Genomic DNA, 16,823 nt, shown 5'->3' on the forward strand with positions numbered 1-16,823 from the left:
GAGGGGGGAAGCCATGGAATCCCGGATTGATAAGATTAAGCAGCAGCTGCAGTCGCAGGGGTACAAGCTCACCCCACAGCGAGAAGCTACAGTTCGTGTGCTTCTGGAGAACGAAGAGGATCATCTTAGCGCGGAAGACGTGTTCATGCTCGTCAAGGACATCGCGCCTGAGATCGGATTAGCAACAGTATATCGAACATTGGAACTGCTGAGCGAGCTGCATGTCGTGGAGAAGATGAATTTTGGGGATGGCGTTGCGCGTTACGATTTACGGGCAGACAACAACAAACATCATCATCATCACCTCATCTGCGTGCAATGTGGAACCATGAGTGAAATATTGGAAGATTGGCTTGGGTCGCTTGAAGAGCGACTCGAGCGGGAATACGGTTTTATGGTACTAGACCATCGCCTTGATTTTCAAGGAGTATGCGTCAATTGCAAAGCGAAGAACGATGCTCTCAAGGTCGAAAACTAAACACTCCCTTCTGCAGTGTTCTCAGCACTAGTGCTGAGCAACACTGTTAAAGGGAGTTTTTTGTGCGCTTTTAGGGTCTCTTCCTTCTTGACTTGTGACCGGATTTGGACTTGCGAGAAGCTGCCTCAGTCGATTGATCGGAGGAGGAGTAAGCTGCTGCCCCTCCAAGCTGCATAATCCCATAGCCCTGCGCTTTAGAGGAATAGCTCGAGATTCGCTTGGCTGAAGCGCGCAGCCGCTTCGTAATCGTCGAGGGACTGAGCGAGGGATCTAGTGACTTCAATAGCGCAACGCCGCCGGCCACATGAGGGCTGGACATGCTCGTGCCGGATAACACTTGATAACCGCCGCCCAGCGATGTCGATTTAATATAGCTGCCCGGGGCAGTGACGTCGATGCCATAGCCGCGGCTGCTATAATTAGCGACCTTTCCTTTACGAGTAGATGCTGCAACGGCAATCGCTGTAGAGTACCGGGCAGGCTGATCAATACGGCCGGTGCTAGATCCGCTGTTTCCCGCTGAGGCCACGACAATAATACCGTTCTGTCTGGCACGCTGAACGGCTTCCTTCAGCGCGCTGCTCGTTTCCCCTTCGAGTCCAAGGCTCATATTGATGATGGGAATCTTCTTGGAGATACACCAGTCGATGCCTTTAATAATATCAGAGACGTAACCTGCACCGCTCGCATCGAGCGCTTTGACGGCGTACAGCCTCGCGCGAGGTGCTACGCCTTGCAGCACGCCGTTTGAACCGGCTGCCGCCGCTATGCCTGCTACATGGGTGCCATGGCCGTTGTCGTCTTTGTAAGACGAACCGCCCATCGTATTGACGCCTCCGTATATGCGAAGGTCAGAATGTTTGGCGATGCCTGTATCGATAATGGCGATTCCTGCGCCTTTGCCTTTCGTGGACGACCATACTTTATTCGCTTCTATTTGCGAGTGATTCCAGCCTACATTGCTTGAGGACGAATCCGAGTGCAGCTTTCCTTTGCCTGCGCCGCGCGTGCGCAAGTTTTTTCTCATGTAAAGGGAAGCCTTTGCGCTGATGCGGACTTTTGCGTTCTTCGCTTTGGACTGCACCGGGAAACCATGCGCATGGAGCTTGAAATCGGGCTCCACATAGCTGACATTCGGATGCTCGGCTAATGATTGCAGCTGCTGAGTACGACGGCTGTCGACGTGACAGCAGATGACGCGGTTGCGACGAATGCTCTTAACCGGTCGTATGCCGTATTTGGCAAGCTCCTTAAGACATTGCGTATATTGTGATTGCGATTTGAAGCCGATTAATTTACGCGTCGTATGACCTGATGATCTGCCTTTTGAGCAGCTGAGCAGCAGCCGTTCAACATTTGGCAAAGATGCTCCTCCTTTAACGATAGACTGAACTTCCAATCGGTGCAGGAACCAATACTCCAGTGTATGGAGACATTCGTACAAGGGCATGGGTAGATGCTGATACACGGGTACATATTTTCCGTTCCGCGAGAGAAAGTATCAGGGAGGACTGTCAACCCGTCCTCTGCCTGCATATGAAGAATCAAGGAGACGGAGAGGGAGATGCATATGATTATCGGCGTGCCGAAAGAAATCAAAGCAAGCGAGTATCGAGTTGCGCTTACCCCTGCAGGAGCGGGAATGTTGAAGGCTGCCGGTCATGAGGTCGTGGTCGAAAGCGGTGCCGGAGAAGGAAGCAGCTTTACAGATGAGGCCTATATAGCGGAAGGAGCTGCCATCTTACCAACGGCGAAGGAAGTCTGGGCGAAGGCAGAAATGATTATGAAGGTGAAGGAGCCTTTGCCGGAAGAGTTTGGTTATTTCCGCGAAGGGCTGCTCCTGTTCACGTACTTGCACCTAGCTGCTGCGCCTGAACTTACAAAGGCACTCATCGAGAAGGATGTCTCGGGAGTCGCCTATGAAACGATTCAGATGCCTAATGGCAGCTTGCCGCTGCTCACTCCGATGAGCGAGGTAGCGGGCAGGATGGCGGTGCAGGTTGGGTCTCAATTCTTGGAAGCCTTCTACGGCGGACGCGGGATATTGCTTGGCGGCGTACCGGGCGTTCCTCCTGCCGAGGTTATTATCCTTGGCGGCGGCATCGTGGGTACGAATGCGGCTCGTATTGCGCTTGGCATGGGAGCAAGCGTCGTTATTCTGGAACGCAGCGCGGATCGCATGCGTTATATAGATGAAGTGTTTGAAGGCCGCATTCGTACATTAATGTCGAACCCCTATAACATTGCAAGCGCGGTGAAGAAAGCAGACCTGTTGATCGGAGCGGTTCTCATTCCAGGAGCCAGAGCACCGCACTTGGTGACCGAAGATATGGTGAAGACGATGAAGAAAGGTGCCGTCATCGTGGACGTTGCCGTTGACCAAGGGGGAACCATTGCGACAATCGACCGAGTAACTACGCATAAGGATCCGGTTTATGAGAAACATGGCGTCCTCCATTATGCCGTTGCGAATATGCCCGGAGCCGTTCCGAGAACCTCTACACTGGCCTTGACGAACGTGACAATGCCGTATGCGCTGGAGCTTGCCGGCAAAGGGCTGGAGGAAGCCGTGCGGGCGAACGAGCCGCTTCGTAAAGGTGTGAACACGTACAAAGGCCGCGTTACGCATCCACAGGTAGCTGAGGCTGTAAATATGCCGTACATCAGCATGACTCAATTGCTTGAGAGCGTAGCTTTCGATAAACTAAGCTAGCTGGGCGCTTATGCATGATTCGTCGTCCCTGCTCATAAGGTGTTGTAAAGGACAACCATTTGCCCGTCTGCAAACGGGAAAGGCTGCCCATTCTTCGCTTTAGGAAAAGGGGGATATGCGATGGTGGTGTCGGTTCGCAGGTGGCTGAGACGGATATTTTTTGTGCTGCTGCTCTGCTTTTTTACAATTACGATGTACGGCGGCTGCCGGTTTATCGCCGTTTGGATTACGCCCGAGGATCCGTATCGCGTACCGCAGGGTCAAGCATTGAAGGTATTCAAGGAAGAACCGTTTCAGGTGGATGCAAGCAGCATTTATGACAAGCTTCGGTTATTTTACTGGTATGGCGAATAGGATGCAGGTGTTTTGGTTTCCTTTGGCAGGATATTAAGCAGCTTTGTGGAATATAGCAGGGATACCTGCTGAAGCTGTTTATCCGGGAAAGGAACGACCCATGAGAGTGCATCTGCGAACATTTATACAGTATTTACAGGAAGGGCGGAGGCTGTCTGCCAATACATTGTCGTCCTATGAACGGGATTTATCCTTATTTCTGGATTACGCAGAAAGTCAGGGCATTTCGTACGTGGACGGCATCCAAAAGCACCACCTCTCTCTCTACATGCTTCAGCTGAAGCAGCAGGGACGGGCGGTTGCGACTGTTTCCAGGCATATGGTCTCGTTACGTGCTTTTTTCCATTATTTAATTATGCAGCGGCATATGCAAAGCGATCCGACGATTCATTTGGAGATGCCTAAGCAAGAGAAGCGGTTGCCCAAAATAGTTACGATTACAGATGTGGAGAGACTGCTCGCCGCACCAGATCCCGAAACGAATGCCGGTATACGCGATCTCGCCATGCTGGAGGTTCTCTATGCAACAGGGATCCGTGTATCTGAACTTATCTCTTTAGATGATGAGCATATTAACTTGCCGATGGGCTTCATTCGTTGTATCGGCTCCGCGACCAAAGAGCGAATCATTCCACTTGGCAGTGTTGCGACTGAGGCACTGGCCGTGTATCTGAAGCAGGTGCGGGTGAAGCTGCGTAAGCATGACGAAACGGCTCTGTTTCTCAATCAGCAAGGGGCCAGAATGACCCGGCAAGGCTTTTGGAAAATTTTGAAGAAGTACGCTGCAGAAGCAGGCATCGAGGGCGAAATGACACCGCATACGCTGCGGCATTCCTTCGCTGCTCATCTGCTCGAGAACGGCGCGGATTTGCGTGCCGTGCAAGAAATGCTCGGCCATGCCGATATTTCCACAACCCAGGTGTATGTGCAGGTGACCAAGCCGCGCATTAAAGAGGTGTACAACCTGGCACATCCGCGGGCCAGAAGTAAACATACGAATTCGGAGTGATCAGGCTATGAAGTTTGACCGTATTACAGTAATCGTGCTCGACAGCGTCGGAATCGGCGAGCTTCAGGATGCACCGGCTTTCGGCGACGTAGGTTCCCATACATTGGGTCATATTTTGCAAGAGGTGCCGGAGCTTCAAATGCCGCATCTTCGCAGCTGGGGACTTGATCGAATCGCTCCCCTTGGCGGTTGGAAGCCGGATGCAGACGCCTTAGCTTACTATGGCAAAATGGCTGAGGTATCCGTGGGTAAAGATACGATGACCGGCCACTGGGAAATCGCAGGCTTGAAGGTGACCGTACCCTTCCGGACGTTCCCGGACGGATTCCCGGACGAGCTGCTCAGCGAGTTTGAGACTCGAACTGGCCGCGGCGTGCTTGGCAACAAATCAGCCAGCGGTACCGATATTATGGACGAACTGGGCGAAGAGCAGCTGAATACAGGGAAATGGATCGTTTACACGAGTGCGGACAGTGTATTCCAAATTGCTGCAAACGAAGACATCATTCCGTTAGAGGAGCTGTACCGTGCCTGTGAAATCGCGCGTGAGCTTACGCTGGACGAGCGCTATGCCGTTGGACGTGTCATCGCGAGGCCATTCGTGGGCAAGCCAGGCTCTTTCAAACGGACGGCGAATCGGCATGATTACGCGGTGAAGCCGCCGGCACCGACCGTTCTGAACGCGCTGAAGGACGGCGGATTCGATGTCATTGCTGTCGGCAAGATCGATGATATCTTCGTCAGCGAAGGGATTACCGAGGCACTTCATACGAAGAGCAACGAGGATGGCGTGAATAAAACCATCGCAGCGCTGGATCGTCCTTTTAAAGGCATGCTCTTCACGAATCTGGTCGATTTCGATTCGCTATATGGTCATCGTCGCGACCCTCAAGGTTACGCCGGCGCGCTTGAAGCGTTCGACCGCAGTGTGCCGGAGCTGACGAAGCGTCTCGGAGAGCGGGATCTGCTCATCGTGACAGCCGATCATGGCAACGATCCAACCTATTCCGGCACCGACCATACGAGAGAGTATGTGCCCTTGCTGGTATACGGACCGGCTTTGAAGACGCCGGGATCGCTTGGCATTCGTTCAACGTTTGCGGATGTCGCTGCCACCATCGCCGATAATTTTGGCGTGGCGCGTCCCGATCATGGTGTGTCATTTTTGAATGAGCTAAACTGATTAAGTTATACCTGCGCTAAATGCACGTCAACAACAATTACAGGAGGTTCATCAACGTGAACACACTTAAAGCATCCCATATTCAAGAAGCGGCAGCCTATATCAATTCGAAAATTTCCATCCAGCCGGAGGTCGGCCTTATTATGGGTTCCGGACTTGGCATTCTTGGCGATTACATCGAAGAGGCTGTCGTCATTCCTTATCACGAAATCCCGCATTTCCCGATCTCCACTGTAGAAGGTCATGCCGGCGAGCTGATGATCGGCAAACTATCCGGTCGTCCGGTTGTCCTCATGCGCGGACGGTTCCACCTGTATGAAGGATACGGCCCAGATCTGACCGCTTTCCCGGTACGCGTAATGAAAGCAATCGGCGCTTCGAAGCTTGTGGTTACGAATGCGGCCGGCGGCGTGAATACGACCTACAATCCGGGCGATCTTATGCTGATCAGCGATCACATTAACTTCCAAGGCCATAACCCGCTTGTCGGGCCTAATGACAAGGAGCTTGGCGTTCGTTTCCCGGATATGTCCCAGCCTTACAGCAAACGTTTGCGCGAACTGGCAAGAGGCGTAGCGCTGGATCAAGGGTTCACACTTCAAGAAGGCGTGTATATCGCGGTGCTTGGCCCCTCTTACGAGACCCCTGCGGAAATTCGCATGATGCGTATATTAGGAGCGGATGCTGTCGGCATGTCGACGGTTTCCGAGGTTATTGCGGCAAGCCATTCCGGCATTGAAGTGCTCGGCATCTCTTGTATCAGCAACATGGCATCGGGTATTTTGGATCAGCCGCTGTCGCATGATGAAGTCATGGAAACGACGGAACGTGTAAAATCCAGGTTCCTTGGCCTAGTAAACGGCGTTATTCCGCTTATGTAGGCTGTAACAAAAATGTAATAAAGGCCTCGACTGATTGTGACATTCTTTGTCCGCTTGTCGTCGTATAATGTCCGTGACAGATAGTACACAATAAAGTGGGGATTGCGATTTCATGGACAATCAAAGTTATCGTCGACTGGAACGACTGCGAGGACAATTGGTGGCGGCTGCGATGCGTAAGGAAACATTTCTTCACCGAGATGTGATCCAGCTCAGCCAGACGCTTGACCAATTGATCGTCAAAGTGCAGGCAGAGAAAAGCAAATCGTCGAGTGCCCAAAGGTGACCTGATGCAAGTTACGAACATGGTTTATACATAAGGAGGCTCATCCGCTTGCGAGCAGTCGATATCATTCAAAAGAAACGAAATGGCGGAGTGCTGTCTAAGGACGAGCTGTCATTTCTTATAAAAGGCTATAGCCAAGGCGACATCCCGGATTATCAGCTTTCCGCCTGGGCTATGGCTGTTTTTTTTCGCGGTATGAACGCGGAAGAAACGGCTAACTTAACGATGGCTATGGCAGAATCGGGCGATCAAGTCGATCTGTCGCCGATTCGCGGCATTAAAGTAGATAAACACAGCACCGGCGGTGTTGGTGATAAAACGAGTCTGATTATCGGCCCTCTTGTCGCCTCATGCGGTGTACCGGTGGCGAAGATGTCAGGTCGCGGACTTGGACATACGGGCGGCACAATCGACAAAATGGAAGCGATGGCAGGGTTCCGTACCGAACTGACGAGCGAGGAATTTATTGCGCAGATGAACGAAATCGGGCTTGCCATCGTCGGCCAAAGCGGCAATATGACGCCTGCTGACAAGAAGCTCTATGCGCTCCGAGACGTAACGGCAACCGTAGAGTCGATCCCGCTGATTGCGAGCTCAGTTATGAGCAAGAAGATTGCAGCCGGTGCGGATGCAATCGTGCTCGACGTGAAAACAGGAAGCGGCGCTTTCATGAAGACGCTGGAGGATTCGGAGGAATTGGCCAAAGCGATGGTAGCGATCGGGACAGAGGTTGGCCGAAAAACGGCGGCGCTGATCAGCGATATGGATCAGCCGCTTGGTTATGCGATCGGCAATGCGCTTGAAGTACAAGAAGCGATTGATACGCTGCATGGTAAAGGGCCTGAGGATTTGACAGCTCTATGTCTGGCGCTCAGCTCACACATGGTTGTGCTTGGCGGTCAAGCCGGCAGTCTGGCGGAAGCCGAGGCCATGCTGCGCGACCGTCTCACTTCCGGCGCGGCTCTGGAGAAGTTTAAAGTCTTCGTAGCGGCACAAGGCGGTAATCCGCAGGTGGCTGAAGACCGGTCATTGCTGCCGCAAGCGCCGCTTGTGCTTGAGGTTCCGGCAGAGCAGGATGGCTACGTGAGTGCTATTCAAGCGGAGGAACTTGGTCTTGCCGCGATGCTGCTTGGCGCAGGTCGTGCAACGAAGGAATCGGTCATCGATTATGCGGTTGGCGTTGTCATGCAGCGCAAAGTCGGCGACAAGGTGAAGAAAGGCGATTGTCTTGCGCTGCTGCATGTGCGCGAGGACAACGCGTCTGTTCGTGACGTTGTCAAGCGCGTGCAGGAGGCGTATACGTTCAGCAGTGAACCGGTAGCACCTTCGCCGCTTCTTCTGTCTGTAGTGACGGAGGAAGGCGTACAGCGGTTTTAGTAAGGCGTTAGTTGGAGGATCAGAGCGGCTATTCGGGGTATATCCCGAATGGCCGCTTTTTTTTGCAGGATAGTTTTGATTTTCAATCTAAAAAATGGAATATTTTACTGTTCACTCGTCCACACTAGGAATGAGATTTTAGCCGAATTGCGGCCATAGCTATGCCGCGGGCATCATTCAGGAGGAGAACAACCTATGATTAGCAAATGGAAGCAATTGCTCGCCATGAGTTTAACGGCGATATTCGTTCTATCGGCACCTGCAGCTGCCTTGGCGAAAGAAGGCGCAGCGCCGAATGCCGCACCTGCCGGCGCAGCGGATTTGGCACCGTCTGCTCGCTCCGCCATTCTGATGGACGCAGACAGCGGTACGATTATTTATGAGAAGAACAGCCATGCTGCCTTGCCGCCTGCCAGCATCACGAAGGTCATGACGATGCTGCTCATTATGGAGTCGCTGGACGAAGGCCGTATCAAGCTGACAGACAAAGTTTCCACGAGTGATTATGCCGCTTCTATGGGAGGCTCGCAAATTTTCCTGGAGCCGGGCGAGCAAATGAGCGTCGACGAGATGCTGAAGGGCATCGCGCTGGCATCAGGCAATGACGCCTCTGTGGCCATGGCCGAGAAGATCGCCGGAACGGAAGCCGCTTTTGTCGACATGATGAATAAGCGTGCAGCTGAGCTTGGCCTCAAGAACACCCATTTTAACAATTGCAATGGGCTTCCGGCTACCGATCACTACTCATCTGCCCATGATATTGCAGTGATGTCCAGAGAGCTGCTCAAGCATGCCGAAATTACGAAATATACAGGGCTGTACCAGGATTATCTGCGTAAATCCAGCGAGAAGCCGTTTTGGCTCGTGAACACCAATAAACTAGTCCGGTTCTATACAGGTGCAGACGGCCTCAAAACCGGGTTTACAAGTGAAGCGAAGTTTTGCCTGACAGCTACTGCTCGTCGTGACAATCTGCGTGTAATCGCGGTTGTTATGGGAGAGCCAAACACGAAAACGCGTAATGCCGAAGTTTCCCAGATGTTCGATTATTCGTTCGCGCAGTACATGAACCATACGATCTTCCAGAAGGGGGACGAAATGGGAGTCGTGTCTGTTGAGAAAGGTGTACTGCCTGAGCTGAAGCTGACGGCTAAACACTCGTATAGCGTGCTGCTCAAGAAAGGCAGCTCGGTGAAAGATATCCGCTACCAACTGCAGCTGAATCCGCTGAAGGCGCCGGTGACGATCAACGAACCCATCGGGAAGCTGATCGTATTCCAAGGCGACCAGGTGCTGACTGAGTTCGCGGTGGATTCCCCCGCTACGGTGGAGCGTGCCGGCTGGTGGACGTTGTTCAAACGGTCCTGCGGCAGTTTATTTAAATAATTTTGTCGTCAAATGATACAGCTCCCGCGCGGTATTTGTCTGCTTCTAGCGCTCTGCTTCTAGTTTTGTCGGGGGGCAGGAAATGAAAGCTGAAGCGTAGAATTGCTTGTTCAACACTAACTTATCCATCGTCTGCTTTACGCTGGCAGATGGATAGCTTGTGCTCCGCAATAGCAGGGCAATAATCGTTAGGAGTGAACAACAGTATGAGTCTTCAGATCGAATTGGAGCATTATCGAAATGTACTGATCGTTAGACTGCGGGGCGAGCTTGATCACCATACCGCGGATGTTGTCCGGTTCAAGATGGAAGAAGCGATTCTGCATGGCAACAGCGCCCACATCATTCTCAGCCTGAAGGATCTGCTGTTCATGGACAGCTCAGGACTTGGCGTTATTCTCGGCAGGTATAAGCAGCTCAAAGCCAGAGGCGGCAAGATGGTAGTATGCGATGTCAATCAGAGCGTCTACCGGCTGTTCGAACTGTCGGGATTGTTCAAAATATTGCCGATTCACGAGAACGAGCGGCTCGCGCTCACAAGTTTGGAGGTCGTTTCATGAACGGAAGAAATGAGATGACACTTTCATTCTCCGCACGTTCGGAGAATGAAGCGTTCGCGCGTGTTGCGGTTGCGGCTTTCGTATCTCAGCTGGACCCGACAATGGAAGAATTGAACGATTTGAAGACGGCTATCTCCGAAGCGGTAACCAATGCGATTATTCACGGCTATGACAGCGACCCGAACGGCGTCGTTACGATCGAAGGCTTCATTGACGGGGATGTCGTTAAGCTTACCGTCCTTGACAAGGGCAGAGGCATTGAGGATCTGGACCTTGCACGCCAGCCGCTTTATACCTCTAAACCGGAAATGGAGCGCTCCGGCATGGGATTTACCATTATGGAGAACTTCATGGATGGCTTCGATGTGTTTAGCGAGCCGGGCAACGGGACGTCGATCGCGATGACAAAGCGCATTGAATCGAAAAAAGCGCTGTTTAATTAGGCGCATAGGGGTTGGACCGCATGAATGTCGATATGAAACAAACGGCGCAGCCTTATTTGGATGACTCCGAGGTCAAGCGGCTCATTGCGCTTAGTCAATCCGGAGATACGCTCGCGCGCGATACGCTCGTGCAATGCAACATCCGGCTCGTATGGTCCGTAGTTCAGCGGTTTATGGGGCGTGGCTATGAACCGGAAGATTTGTTCCAGATCGGCTGCATCGGCTTGCTCAAATCGGTCGATAAGTTCGATCTCTCCTATGAAGTGAAGTTTTCCACTTATGCAGTGCCGATGATTATCGGCGAAATTCAGCGTTTCCTACGGGATGACGGAACGCTTAAGGTAAGCCGCTCGTTGAAAGAGACGGCCAATAAGGTGCGTAAGACCAAGGATGAGCTGTCCAAGGTACTGGGCCGACTCCCGACGATTAAAGAAGTGGCGGAACGGCTCGGCATCACTCCTGAGGATGTCGTCTTCGCTCAGGAGGCGAATAAGCCGCCGACGTCTATTCATGAGACCGTGTTTGAGAATGACGGTGATCCGATAACGCTGATGGACCAAATCGCGGATGATTCCCAAGATCGCTGGTTTGACAAGCTGGCGCTGAATGAAGCGATCGGCGGCTTGTCGGAGCGGGAGCGGCTCATCGTATTTCTCAGGTATTATCGGGACCAAACGCAGTCGGAGGTCGCCGCAAGGCTGGGTATCTCGCAGGTACAGGTATCCCGGCTGGAGAAAAAAATATTGCAGCTGATTCGCAATCAAATTGCGCAATGAGCGCTGCTCACCAAAGCCAAATTGCCCGAAGGGGCAATTTGGCTTTTTTTGCTGTGTTTGTTCCGATTATCCTGCCCCTCCTTTAATCATACTAACAAGGAAATCCTGACTGGAAAGGGGGTGCCGGCATGAACGCTGACATGCAGCCCAACTTGTATTTGCGCCTTCGCAAGCGGATAGGCATACGACCGGGCGAGCACGTGACGCTGGGTCATGCCGCCCGCTTATTCTCGAGTGATGCCGAGCTGGAACGAAGGCTTACGTCGCTGGTGCTTCACCGCCATTCAAGGAAGGACGGCAATCGTGTCGTCATTGATTTGCTTCAAATCGTCAAACTGATCCGAGAAGCAGAACCCGGAACACTCGTTGATTCGTTTGGTGATCCGCAGGTGCTAGTCATTGTCGCAGATGCACCGAGAAAACCTCGTATCGTCATCCTTATCGTCACTTGGCTGCTGCTGTTCTTTGGCTCCGGATTGGCGATTATGAATTTCCATACGGATGTCAGCATGAAGGAAGTCCATTCTCGCATCACCGAGATGGTGACCGGTAAGAAAACGGAGCATCCGCTGTGGTTCCAGGTGCCTTACTCGATCGGGATCGGCATTGGGATGCTGGTGTTCTTCAATCATCTGTTCCGCAAACGGTTCAATGAAGAACCCAATCCGCTCGAGGTTGAGCTCTATATGTATGAGGAGAATGTCAATGCTTACGTCATTGCCGATGAGATGCGAAAGAAAAGCGAGGCCGGCTCAGCGTTAAAGCAGCCGAGAACGGGGATTGACGATGGCTAGTGCAGCAGCGAATCTGTTTGTCGCGATACTGGGCTTTGCAGGGGGACTTGGGGTAGGCAGCGCGCTTGTCGCCCTGTTGATCGTGCTGGATGTGATCCCAAGGCTGGCACAGCTGGCCTATGCGTACCGGAAGTCCATTTGGTTCGAAACGGCGGTCGTTTGCGGCGCCGTATTCTGGTCGCTTGCCGATTTCCTGGATTGGCGGCTGATGCTTCCAAGGACCGGGACATTAGCATTTATCGGCACGTTTGACGGTATTTTCGTCGGGATGCTCGGCGCTGCTCTGACTGAGGTCATGAATGTGATTCCGATTCTGGCCAAACGAATGAGGCTCAGCCGCTATATGGTTAGTTTGGTGATGGCGATGATGCTTGGCAAAGTAACCGGCTCCTTATTTGATTGGCTCATTTTTCAATGGATGGATGATGCATCGTAATACCGATTGGAAGGGAAGGAAGGGTTCGATATGAGTGGACGTGAGACTGGCGACAATGAAGAACAAACGGGTTCAGGCTTCAAGAAGCCCGTTCATGTTTTCTGGTATGACAGTGAAGGCAAATTGAAAGAAAATGAGGAGGAAGAAAAGGCGAGGGGGGAATCGGGTACCGGCGCCGAAATGCATCAGGATGAGGGTGGGGATGGGGAGGGGATACAGTTTTCTGAGCCTCCGTTTGCAGAAGAAGATCAGCCGATTATCAGTCATCGCAAACGGCTGAAGTCGCAGACCGAGAAGCCCAAAGTTCCGATTCCTCTGAAGATGGAGGATTTCCTGCAGAAGCTGGAGGATGAGGTTGGCTATAAGATGAGCTTCGATATTGTTGTCCGTGAGATGACCTTCGGCAACAAACGAACCGCCTTCTTCTTCCTGAATGGCTTTGCGAAGGATACGGTGCTGACGGAAGTTATTAAGCGGTTGACTTACTTAGAGTCGGAGGACCTCTCCACAGATGTACTGCATGATTTTCTCGATCTCTATGTGTCTGCCGTACAGGTGGCACAGGAGAATGACTGGGAATTGATGTTGAACAATGTACTCGCAGGCGGAACTGCGATGTATATCGAAGGTCAACTGACCGTGCTGCTCATCGATGCGAAAGCTTTCCCGGCGCGAAATCCCGAGGAGCCTTCCTTAGAGCGGGTCGTCCGTGGAGCAAGGGATGGATTCGTCGAGACCATGCTCGTCAATGTGACGCTTGTCCGTCGACGTCTGCGGGATAAGAAGCTGCGCTATGAGATTATGCGTGTCGGGGAACGAACGCAGACCGATGTTTGTATCGCGTACATCGACGATATAGTCGATAAAGAGATGCTCGAGTCCATCAAGGATAAAATCAAAAACATCAAGATCGATGGCTTGCCGCTTGCCGATAAGCAGCTGGAGGAGGCCACAGTGAAGCGGGGCTGGAACCCGTTCCCGCTCGTCCGTTATTCGGAGCGTCCGGATACGGTAGCCGTCCATCTGATGGAGGGGCATATCGCGCTGTTTGTGGATACAACGCCGAGCGTTATGATTTTGCCCACGACATTCTTTGATCTCGTACAGCATGCGGAAGAGAATCGGCAAACGCCGTTTATCGGCACCTATTTGCGCTGGGTCCGTTTCTTCGGGATTGCAGCCTCTTTGTTCCTGCTTCCCTTGTGGTTCCTCTTCACGCTCAAGCCGGAGCTTAAGCCGCCGGCGCTTGATTTCATCGGGGCGCAGAAGCCGGGGAAACTGCCGATGGTCGCCCAATTTCTGCTCGCTGAGGTCGGGGTCGATTTGATGCGAATGGCATCCATTCATACGCCTACGCCGCTTGCTACGGCGATGTCGTTGATTGCGGCTATCTTGATCGGCGATATCGCGGTCAAGACGGGATTGTTCGTCAACGAGGTCGTTTTGTATATGGCGATTGCCTCGATCGGAATGTTTGCGACGCCAAGTTATGAGCTAGGCCTTGCCAACCGAATAATCAGGCTGCTTCTTATCGTCGCCGTTGCGATATTCAAGGTGCCGGGATTTATGATCGCAACGACAGTCACATTTATTATGCTGGTCCTGAGTCGTTCCTTCAACAGACCCTATATGTGGCCGCTTATCCCGTTTGACGCCAAGGGATTGATGAGTATAATCATCCGCGTGCCGGTGCTTTCGAACCGGACAAGGCCGAATTTGCTGAAGCCGCAGCAGCGGGATCGGATGCCTACTGGCAAGCATCGCTGAGTGCTTTTGCAAAAAATGCAAATCAAATGTGGATTTATCCATTTCGGCCATTGACCGAATACGCTATACTGATGTTAAATGGTGCAAACATAATCATTGGGAATTTCATGGGAGAAAACGGAGGAGAACTACATGTACTTACACGGTACTAGCAAAATTAATGCACAAGGCCATCTGGAAATCGGCGGCTGCGATACGGCTGATTTGGCCGCACAATTCGGAACACCCCTTTATATTGTCGACGAGGCGCTCGTTCGTCAGAGAGCTCGTGAGTACGTCGAATCTTTCCGCGCTTCAGGCCTTAAATTCCAAGTGGCCTACGCAAGTAAAGCATTCAGCGTAATGGCTATGTGCACGATCGCTGAACAAGAAGGTCTGTCGCTGGACGTTGTTTCCGACGGCGAGCTGTATACAGCGATTAAAGCAGGTTTCCCTGCTGCGCGCATCCACTTCCACGGCAACAACAAAACGCCGGAAGAGATCAACATGGCGCTTGATGCGAACATCGGCTGCTTCGTAGTCGATAACTTTAACGAATTGTACCTGCTTAACGCTTTGGCAGGCGACAAAGGCAAGAAAGTAAACGTATTGCTTCGTATTACACCAGGTGTTGAAGCACATACACATGAATATATCACCACAGGCCAAACCGATTCCAAATTCGGCTTCGACCTTGGTAACGGCACAGCTTACAAAGCCATTCAAGAAGCTGACGCGCAGCCTAACCTGGAGCTGCTTGGCGTTCACTCCCACATCGGCTCGCAAATATTCGAGGTTGAAGGTTTTACGATGGCGGTTGATAAAGTTGCCGGCTTCGCTGTGAAAGTGCGCGAAGAGCTGAACATCACGTTCCGCGTCATCAACCTTGGCGGCGGCTTCGGTATCCGCTATGTCGAAGGCGATACTCCGCTACCGATTTCGCAATACGTGAATGCTATTACGGATTCCATCAAAACGAACTTCTCGGAAGCCGGTTATCCGCTTCCTGAGATCTGGGTTGAGCCCGGCCGCAGTATGGTTGGCGATGCAGGTACGACGCTGTATACGGTTGGGACAAGCAAAGATATCCCTGGCGTACGCAAGTACATTGCCGTCGATGGCGGTATGACAGACAATCCGCGCCCTGCGCTGTATGAGTCCAAATACGAAGCGGTTCTAGCTAACCGTGCCAATGATGCCCTCGAAGAAACGGTTACAGTTGCAGGGAAATGCTGCGAGAGCGGCGACAAATTGATCATCGATTTGGAGCTTCCTAAAGCGAATAGCGGTGACTTACTTGCTGTATTCTGCACAGGCGCGTACAATTATGCTATGGCGAGTAACTACAATCGCATTCGCCGCCCAGCAGTCGTCTTTGTAAAAGACGGTGCAGCTGACGTAGCTGTCAAACGGGAATCGCTTGACGATATTATCGGCAATGACGTCATTCCTGCGCGTATGCAGCAAACGTCGGCAGCTAAATAATAGGGTTTTGAGGAGGCAGCAATACAATGGCAAAACAAGCAAAAATCACGATGGAAAACGGTGCAGAGGTTCATATTGACCTGTTCGAGAAGGACGCACCGAGAACGGTAGCAAACTTTGAGAAGCTGACAAACGAAGGCTTCTACAACGGTTTGACGTTTCACCGCGTAATCCCGGGCTTCGTCGCTCAAGGCGGATGCCCGAACGGCACGGGCACTGGCGGCCCAGGCTACCAAATCGATTGCGAAATCAATCCGAACAAACATGAGCGTGGAACGCTCGCTATGGCGCATGCGGGCCGTAACACTGGCGGAAGCCAGTTCTACATCGCGTACCAGCCACAGCCGCACCTTGACGGTGGACATACTGTATTCGGTAAGGTGTCCAAAGGCATGGAGCATGTCGATGCTTTCAAAGGCCGCGACAAAATGAGCAAGGTTGAAATCGTAGAAGTGTAAGAAGTGAAGGGGTTGTCCGTTGTGTCATCTGATGATGGCAGGGGCAACTCCTTTTTTTTTGTTTCCGCACCTGTAGAGGTTACGTCGAAAACGAAAACGAGCTTTAATCAAGCATTTAGCCGGAAACGAAAACATGGAAAATAGGAGCTGCCAACTCTTATAAGAAACACGTGGCGGAAACAAGTTGCAATTTCCATGGTGAAGTGGTAACATTTCTACAAAGTATTTGCGTTTTTCCTTCGGGGTAGGGTGAAATTCCCAACCGGCGGTGATCAAAGGGCTGTGCTGCTCGATAATCGAATGGCAGCCGATAACTTTGTCAGTCCGTGACCCGGGTCACATTGTTCCAGACGCCGAGTGGCATGGGGCATGTGAAACGGTGGACCTGGTGTAAATCCGGGACCGACAGTAAAGTCTGGATGGGAGAAGGAGACTGTACGCGAATTCCATTTTTTCAT

Annotated in this window: 18 protein-coding genes and 1 riboswitch; of the genes, 17 read left to right on the forward strand and 1 reads right to left on the reverse strand. The window is 52.1% G+C overall.

Features of this window, described 5'->3' with window-relative positions:
• Positions 1 to 13 precede the first annotated feature (13 nt).
• On the forward strand, positions 14 to 478 hold the full coding sequence (fur, locus tag AC50Y3_RS11480; protein WP_494818890.1) for a ferric iron uptake transcriptional regulator: 465 nt from the start codon (positions 14 to 16) through the stop codon (positions 476 to 478).
• Positions 479 to 548: 70 nt separating this feature from the next.
• Here the strand turns inward: fur and AC50Y3_RS11485 are convergent, their stop codons facing one another.
• Complete coding sequence (locus AC50Y3_RS11485; protein WP_494818891.1) at positions 549 to 1,841, reverse strand: S8 family peptidase; 1,293 nt, start codon at positions 1,839 to 1,841, stop codon at positions 549 to 551.
• Between the two features lie 207 nt (positions 1,842 to 2,048).
• Between AC50Y3_RS11485 and ald the strand changes: the two genes are divergently transcribed.
• The 16 genes from ald to AC50Y3_RS11565 all read left to right on the forward strand — a co-directional run bounded on the left by ald (position 2,049) and on the right by AC50Y3_RS11565 (position 16,365).
• On the forward strand, positions 2,049 to 3,191 hold the full coding sequence (gene ald, locus AC50Y3_RS11490; RefSeq protein ID WP_494819227.1) for an alanine dehydrogenase: 1,143 nt from the start codon (positions 2,049 to 2,051) through the stop codon (positions 3,189 to 3,191).
• 120 nt (positions 3,192 to 3,311) lie between these two features.
• Complete coding sequence (locus tag AC50Y3_RS11495) at positions 3,312 to 3,545, forward strand: DUF4227 family protein (RefSeq protein ID WP_494818892.1); 234 nt, start codon at positions 3,312 to 3,314, stop codon at positions 3,543 to 3,545.
• Positions 3,546 to 3,645: 100 nt separating this feature from the next.
• Positions 3,646 to 4,554: a site-specific tyrosine recombinase XerD gene (gene xerD, locus AC50Y3_RS11500; protein ID WP_494818893.1), complete on the forward strand. Its 909-nt coding sequence runs from the start codon at positions 3,646 to 3,648 to the stop codon at positions 4,552 to 4,554.
• Between the two features lie 7 nt (positions 4,555 to 4,561).
• On the forward strand, positions 4,562 to 5,737 hold the full coding sequence (locus AC50Y3_RS11505; protein WP_494818894.1) for a phosphopentomutase: 1,176 nt from the start codon (positions 4,562 to 4,564) through the stop codon (positions 5,735 to 5,737).
• Between the two features lie 56 nt (positions 5,738 to 5,793).
• On the forward strand, positions 5,794 to 6,618 hold the full coding sequence (locus AC50Y3_RS11510) for a purine-nucleoside phosphorylase (RefSeq protein ID WP_494818895.1): 825 nt from the start codon (positions 5,794 to 5,796) through the stop codon (positions 6,616 to 6,618).
• A 112-nt stretch (positions 6,619 to 6,730) separates the two neighbouring features.
• Complete coding sequence (locus AC50Y3_RS11515; RefSeq protein ID WP_494818896.1) at positions 6,731 to 6,904, forward strand: aspartyl-phosphate phosphatase Spo0E family protein; 174 nt, start codon at positions 6,731 to 6,733, stop codon at positions 6,902 to 6,904.
• 48 nt (positions 6,905 to 6,952) lie between these two features.
• Entirely contained in the window at positions 6,953 to 8,281 is a 1,329-nt protein-coding gene (locus AC50Y3_RS11520) for a pyrimidine-nucleoside phosphorylase (protein ID WP_494818897.1), read from the forward strand.
• 195 nt (positions 8,282 to 8,476) lie between these two features.
• Entirely contained in the window at positions 8,477 to 9,667 is a 1,191-nt protein-coding gene (locus AC50Y3_RS11525) for a D-alanyl-D-alanine carboxypeptidase family protein (RefSeq protein WP_494818898.1), read from the forward strand.
• Positions 9,668 to 9,873: 206 nt separating this feature from the next.
• The gene (gene spoIIAA / locus AC50Y3_RS11530) at positions 9,874 to 10,227 is read left to right on the forward strand and encodes an anti-sigma F factor antagonist (protein WP_494818899.1); all 354 of its coding nucleotides are present in this window, start codon (positions 9,874 to 9,876) and stop codon (positions 10,225 to 10,227) included.
• Positions 10,224 to 10,670 (forward strand): anti-sigma F factor, encoded by a 447-nt coding sequence (spoIIAB, locus tag AC50Y3_RS11535; RefSeq protein ID WP_494818900.1) that lies wholly within the window; start codon positions 10,224 to 10,226, stop codon positions 10,668 to 10,670. The genes spoIIAA and spoIIAB overlap by 4 nt, the downstream gene beginning before the upstream one ends.
• 20 nt (positions 10,671 to 10,690) lie before the next feature.
• The gene (gene sigF, locus AC50Y3_RS11540; protein ID WP_494818901.1) at positions 10,691 to 11,446 is read left to right on the forward strand and encodes an RNA polymerase sporulation sigma factor SigF; all 756 of its coding nucleotides are present in this window, start codon (positions 10,691 to 10,693) and stop codon (positions 11,444 to 11,446) included.
• Between the two features lie 128 nt (positions 11,447 to 11,574).
• Positions 11,575 to 12,240, forward strand: coding sequence for a stage V sporulation protein AA (locus tag AC50Y3_RS11545; protein WP_494818902.1), 666 nt, complete (start codon positions 11,575 to 11,577; stop codon positions 12,238 to 12,240).
• Positions 12,233 to 12,676 carry a stage V sporulation protein AB gene (locus AC50Y3_RS11550; RefSeq protein WP_494818903.1) on the forward strand — a complete coding sequence of 148 codons (444 nt, stop codon included), beginning with the start codon at positions 12,233 to 12,235 and terminating at the stop codon, positions 12,674 to 12,676. Before AC50Y3_RS11545 ends, AC50Y3_RS11550 begins: the two co-directional genes overlap by 8 nt.
• A gap of 180 nt (positions 12,677 to 12,856) precedes the next feature.
• Positions 12,857 to 14,443, forward strand: a complete 1,587-nt coding sequence (locus AC50Y3_RS11555) for a spore germination protein (RefSeq protein ID WP_494819228.1) — start codon at positions 12,857 to 12,859, stop codon at positions 14,441 to 14,443.
• A 132-nt stretch (positions 14,444 to 14,575) separates the two neighbouring features.
• Positions 14,576 to 15,907: a diaminopimelate decarboxylase gene (lysA, locus tag AC50Y3_RS11560; RefSeq protein ID WP_494818904.1), complete on the forward strand. Its 1,332-nt coding sequence runs from the start codon at positions 14,576 to 14,578 to the stop codon at positions 15,905 to 15,907.
• Positions 15,908 to 15,933: 26 nt separating this feature from the next.
• Complete coding sequence (locus AC50Y3_RS11565; protein ID WP_494818905.1) at positions 15,934 to 16,365, forward strand: peptidylprolyl isomerase; 432 nt, start codon at positions 15,934 to 15,936, stop codon at positions 16,363 to 16,365.
• A gap of 231 nt (positions 16,366 to 16,596) precedes the next feature.
• Positions 16,597 to 16,800: riboswitch (FMN riboswitch) on the forward strand.
• Positions 16,801 to 16,823 lie beyond the last annotated feature (23 nt).

The sequence above is a fragment of the Paenibacillus sp. J22R98 genome, from assembly GCF_059383835.1.

Excerpts from the sequence above, each read along its gene's own strand:
- fur (WP_494818890.1), top strand. The coding sequence starts at position 14 with ATGGAATCCCGGATTGATAAGATTAAGCAGCAGCTGCAGTCGCAGGGG.
- ald (WP_494819227.1), top strand. The coding sequence starts at position 2,049 with ATGATTATCGGCGTGCCGAAAGAAATCAAAGCAAGCGAGTATCGAGTT.
- AC50Y3_RS11495 (WP_494818892.1), top strand. The coding sequence starts at position 3,312 with ATGGTGGTGTCGGTTCGCAGGTGGCTGAGACGGATATTTTTTGTGCTG.
- xerD (WP_494818893.1), top strand. The coding sequence starts at position 3,646 with ATGAGAGTGCATCTGCGAACATTTATACAGTATTTACAGGAAGGGCGG.
- AC50Y3_RS11505 (WP_494818894.1), top strand. The coding sequence starts at position 4,562 with ATGAAGTTTGACCGTATTACAGTAATCGTGCTCGACAGCGTCGGAATC.
- AC50Y3_RS11515 (WP_494818896.1), top strand. The coding sequence starts at position 6,731 with ATGGACAATCAAAGTTATCGTCGACTGGAACGACTGCGAGGACAATTG.
- AC50Y3_RS11525 (WP_494818898.1), top strand. The coding sequence starts at position 8,477 with ATGATTAGCAAATGGAAGCAATTGCTCGCCATGAGTTTAACGGCGATA.
- spoIIAA (WP_494818899.1), top strand. The coding sequence starts at position 9,874 with ATGAGTCTTCAGATCGAATTGGAGCATTATCGAAATGTACTGATCGTT.
- spoIIAB (WP_494818900.1), top strand. The coding sequence starts at position 10,224 with ATGAACGGAAGAAATGAGATGACACTTTCATTCTCCGCACGTTCGGAG.
- sigF (WP_494818901.1), top strand. The coding sequence starts at position 10,691 with ATGAATGTCGATATGAAACAAACGGCGCAGCCTTATTTGGATGACTCC.
- AC50Y3_RS11545 (WP_494818902.1), top strand. The coding sequence starts at position 11,575 with ATGAACGCTGACATGCAGCCCAACTTGTATTTGCGCCTTCGCAAGCGG.
- AC50Y3_RS11550 (WP_494818903.1), top strand. The coding sequence starts at position 12,233 with ATGGCTAGTGCAGCAGCGAATCTGTTTGTCGCGATACTGGGCTTTGCA.
- AC50Y3_RS11555 (WP_494819228.1), top strand. The coding sequence starts at position 12,857 with ATGCATCAGGATGAGGGTGGGGATGGGGAGGGGATACAGTTTTCTGAG.
- lysA (WP_494818904.1), top strand. The coding sequence starts at position 14,576 with ATGTACTTACACGGTACTAGCAAAATTAATGCACAAGGCCATCTGGAA.
- AC50Y3_RS11565 (WP_494818905.1), top strand. The coding sequence starts at position 15,934 with ATGGCAAAACAAGCAAAAATCACGATGGAAAACGGTGCAGAGGTTCAT.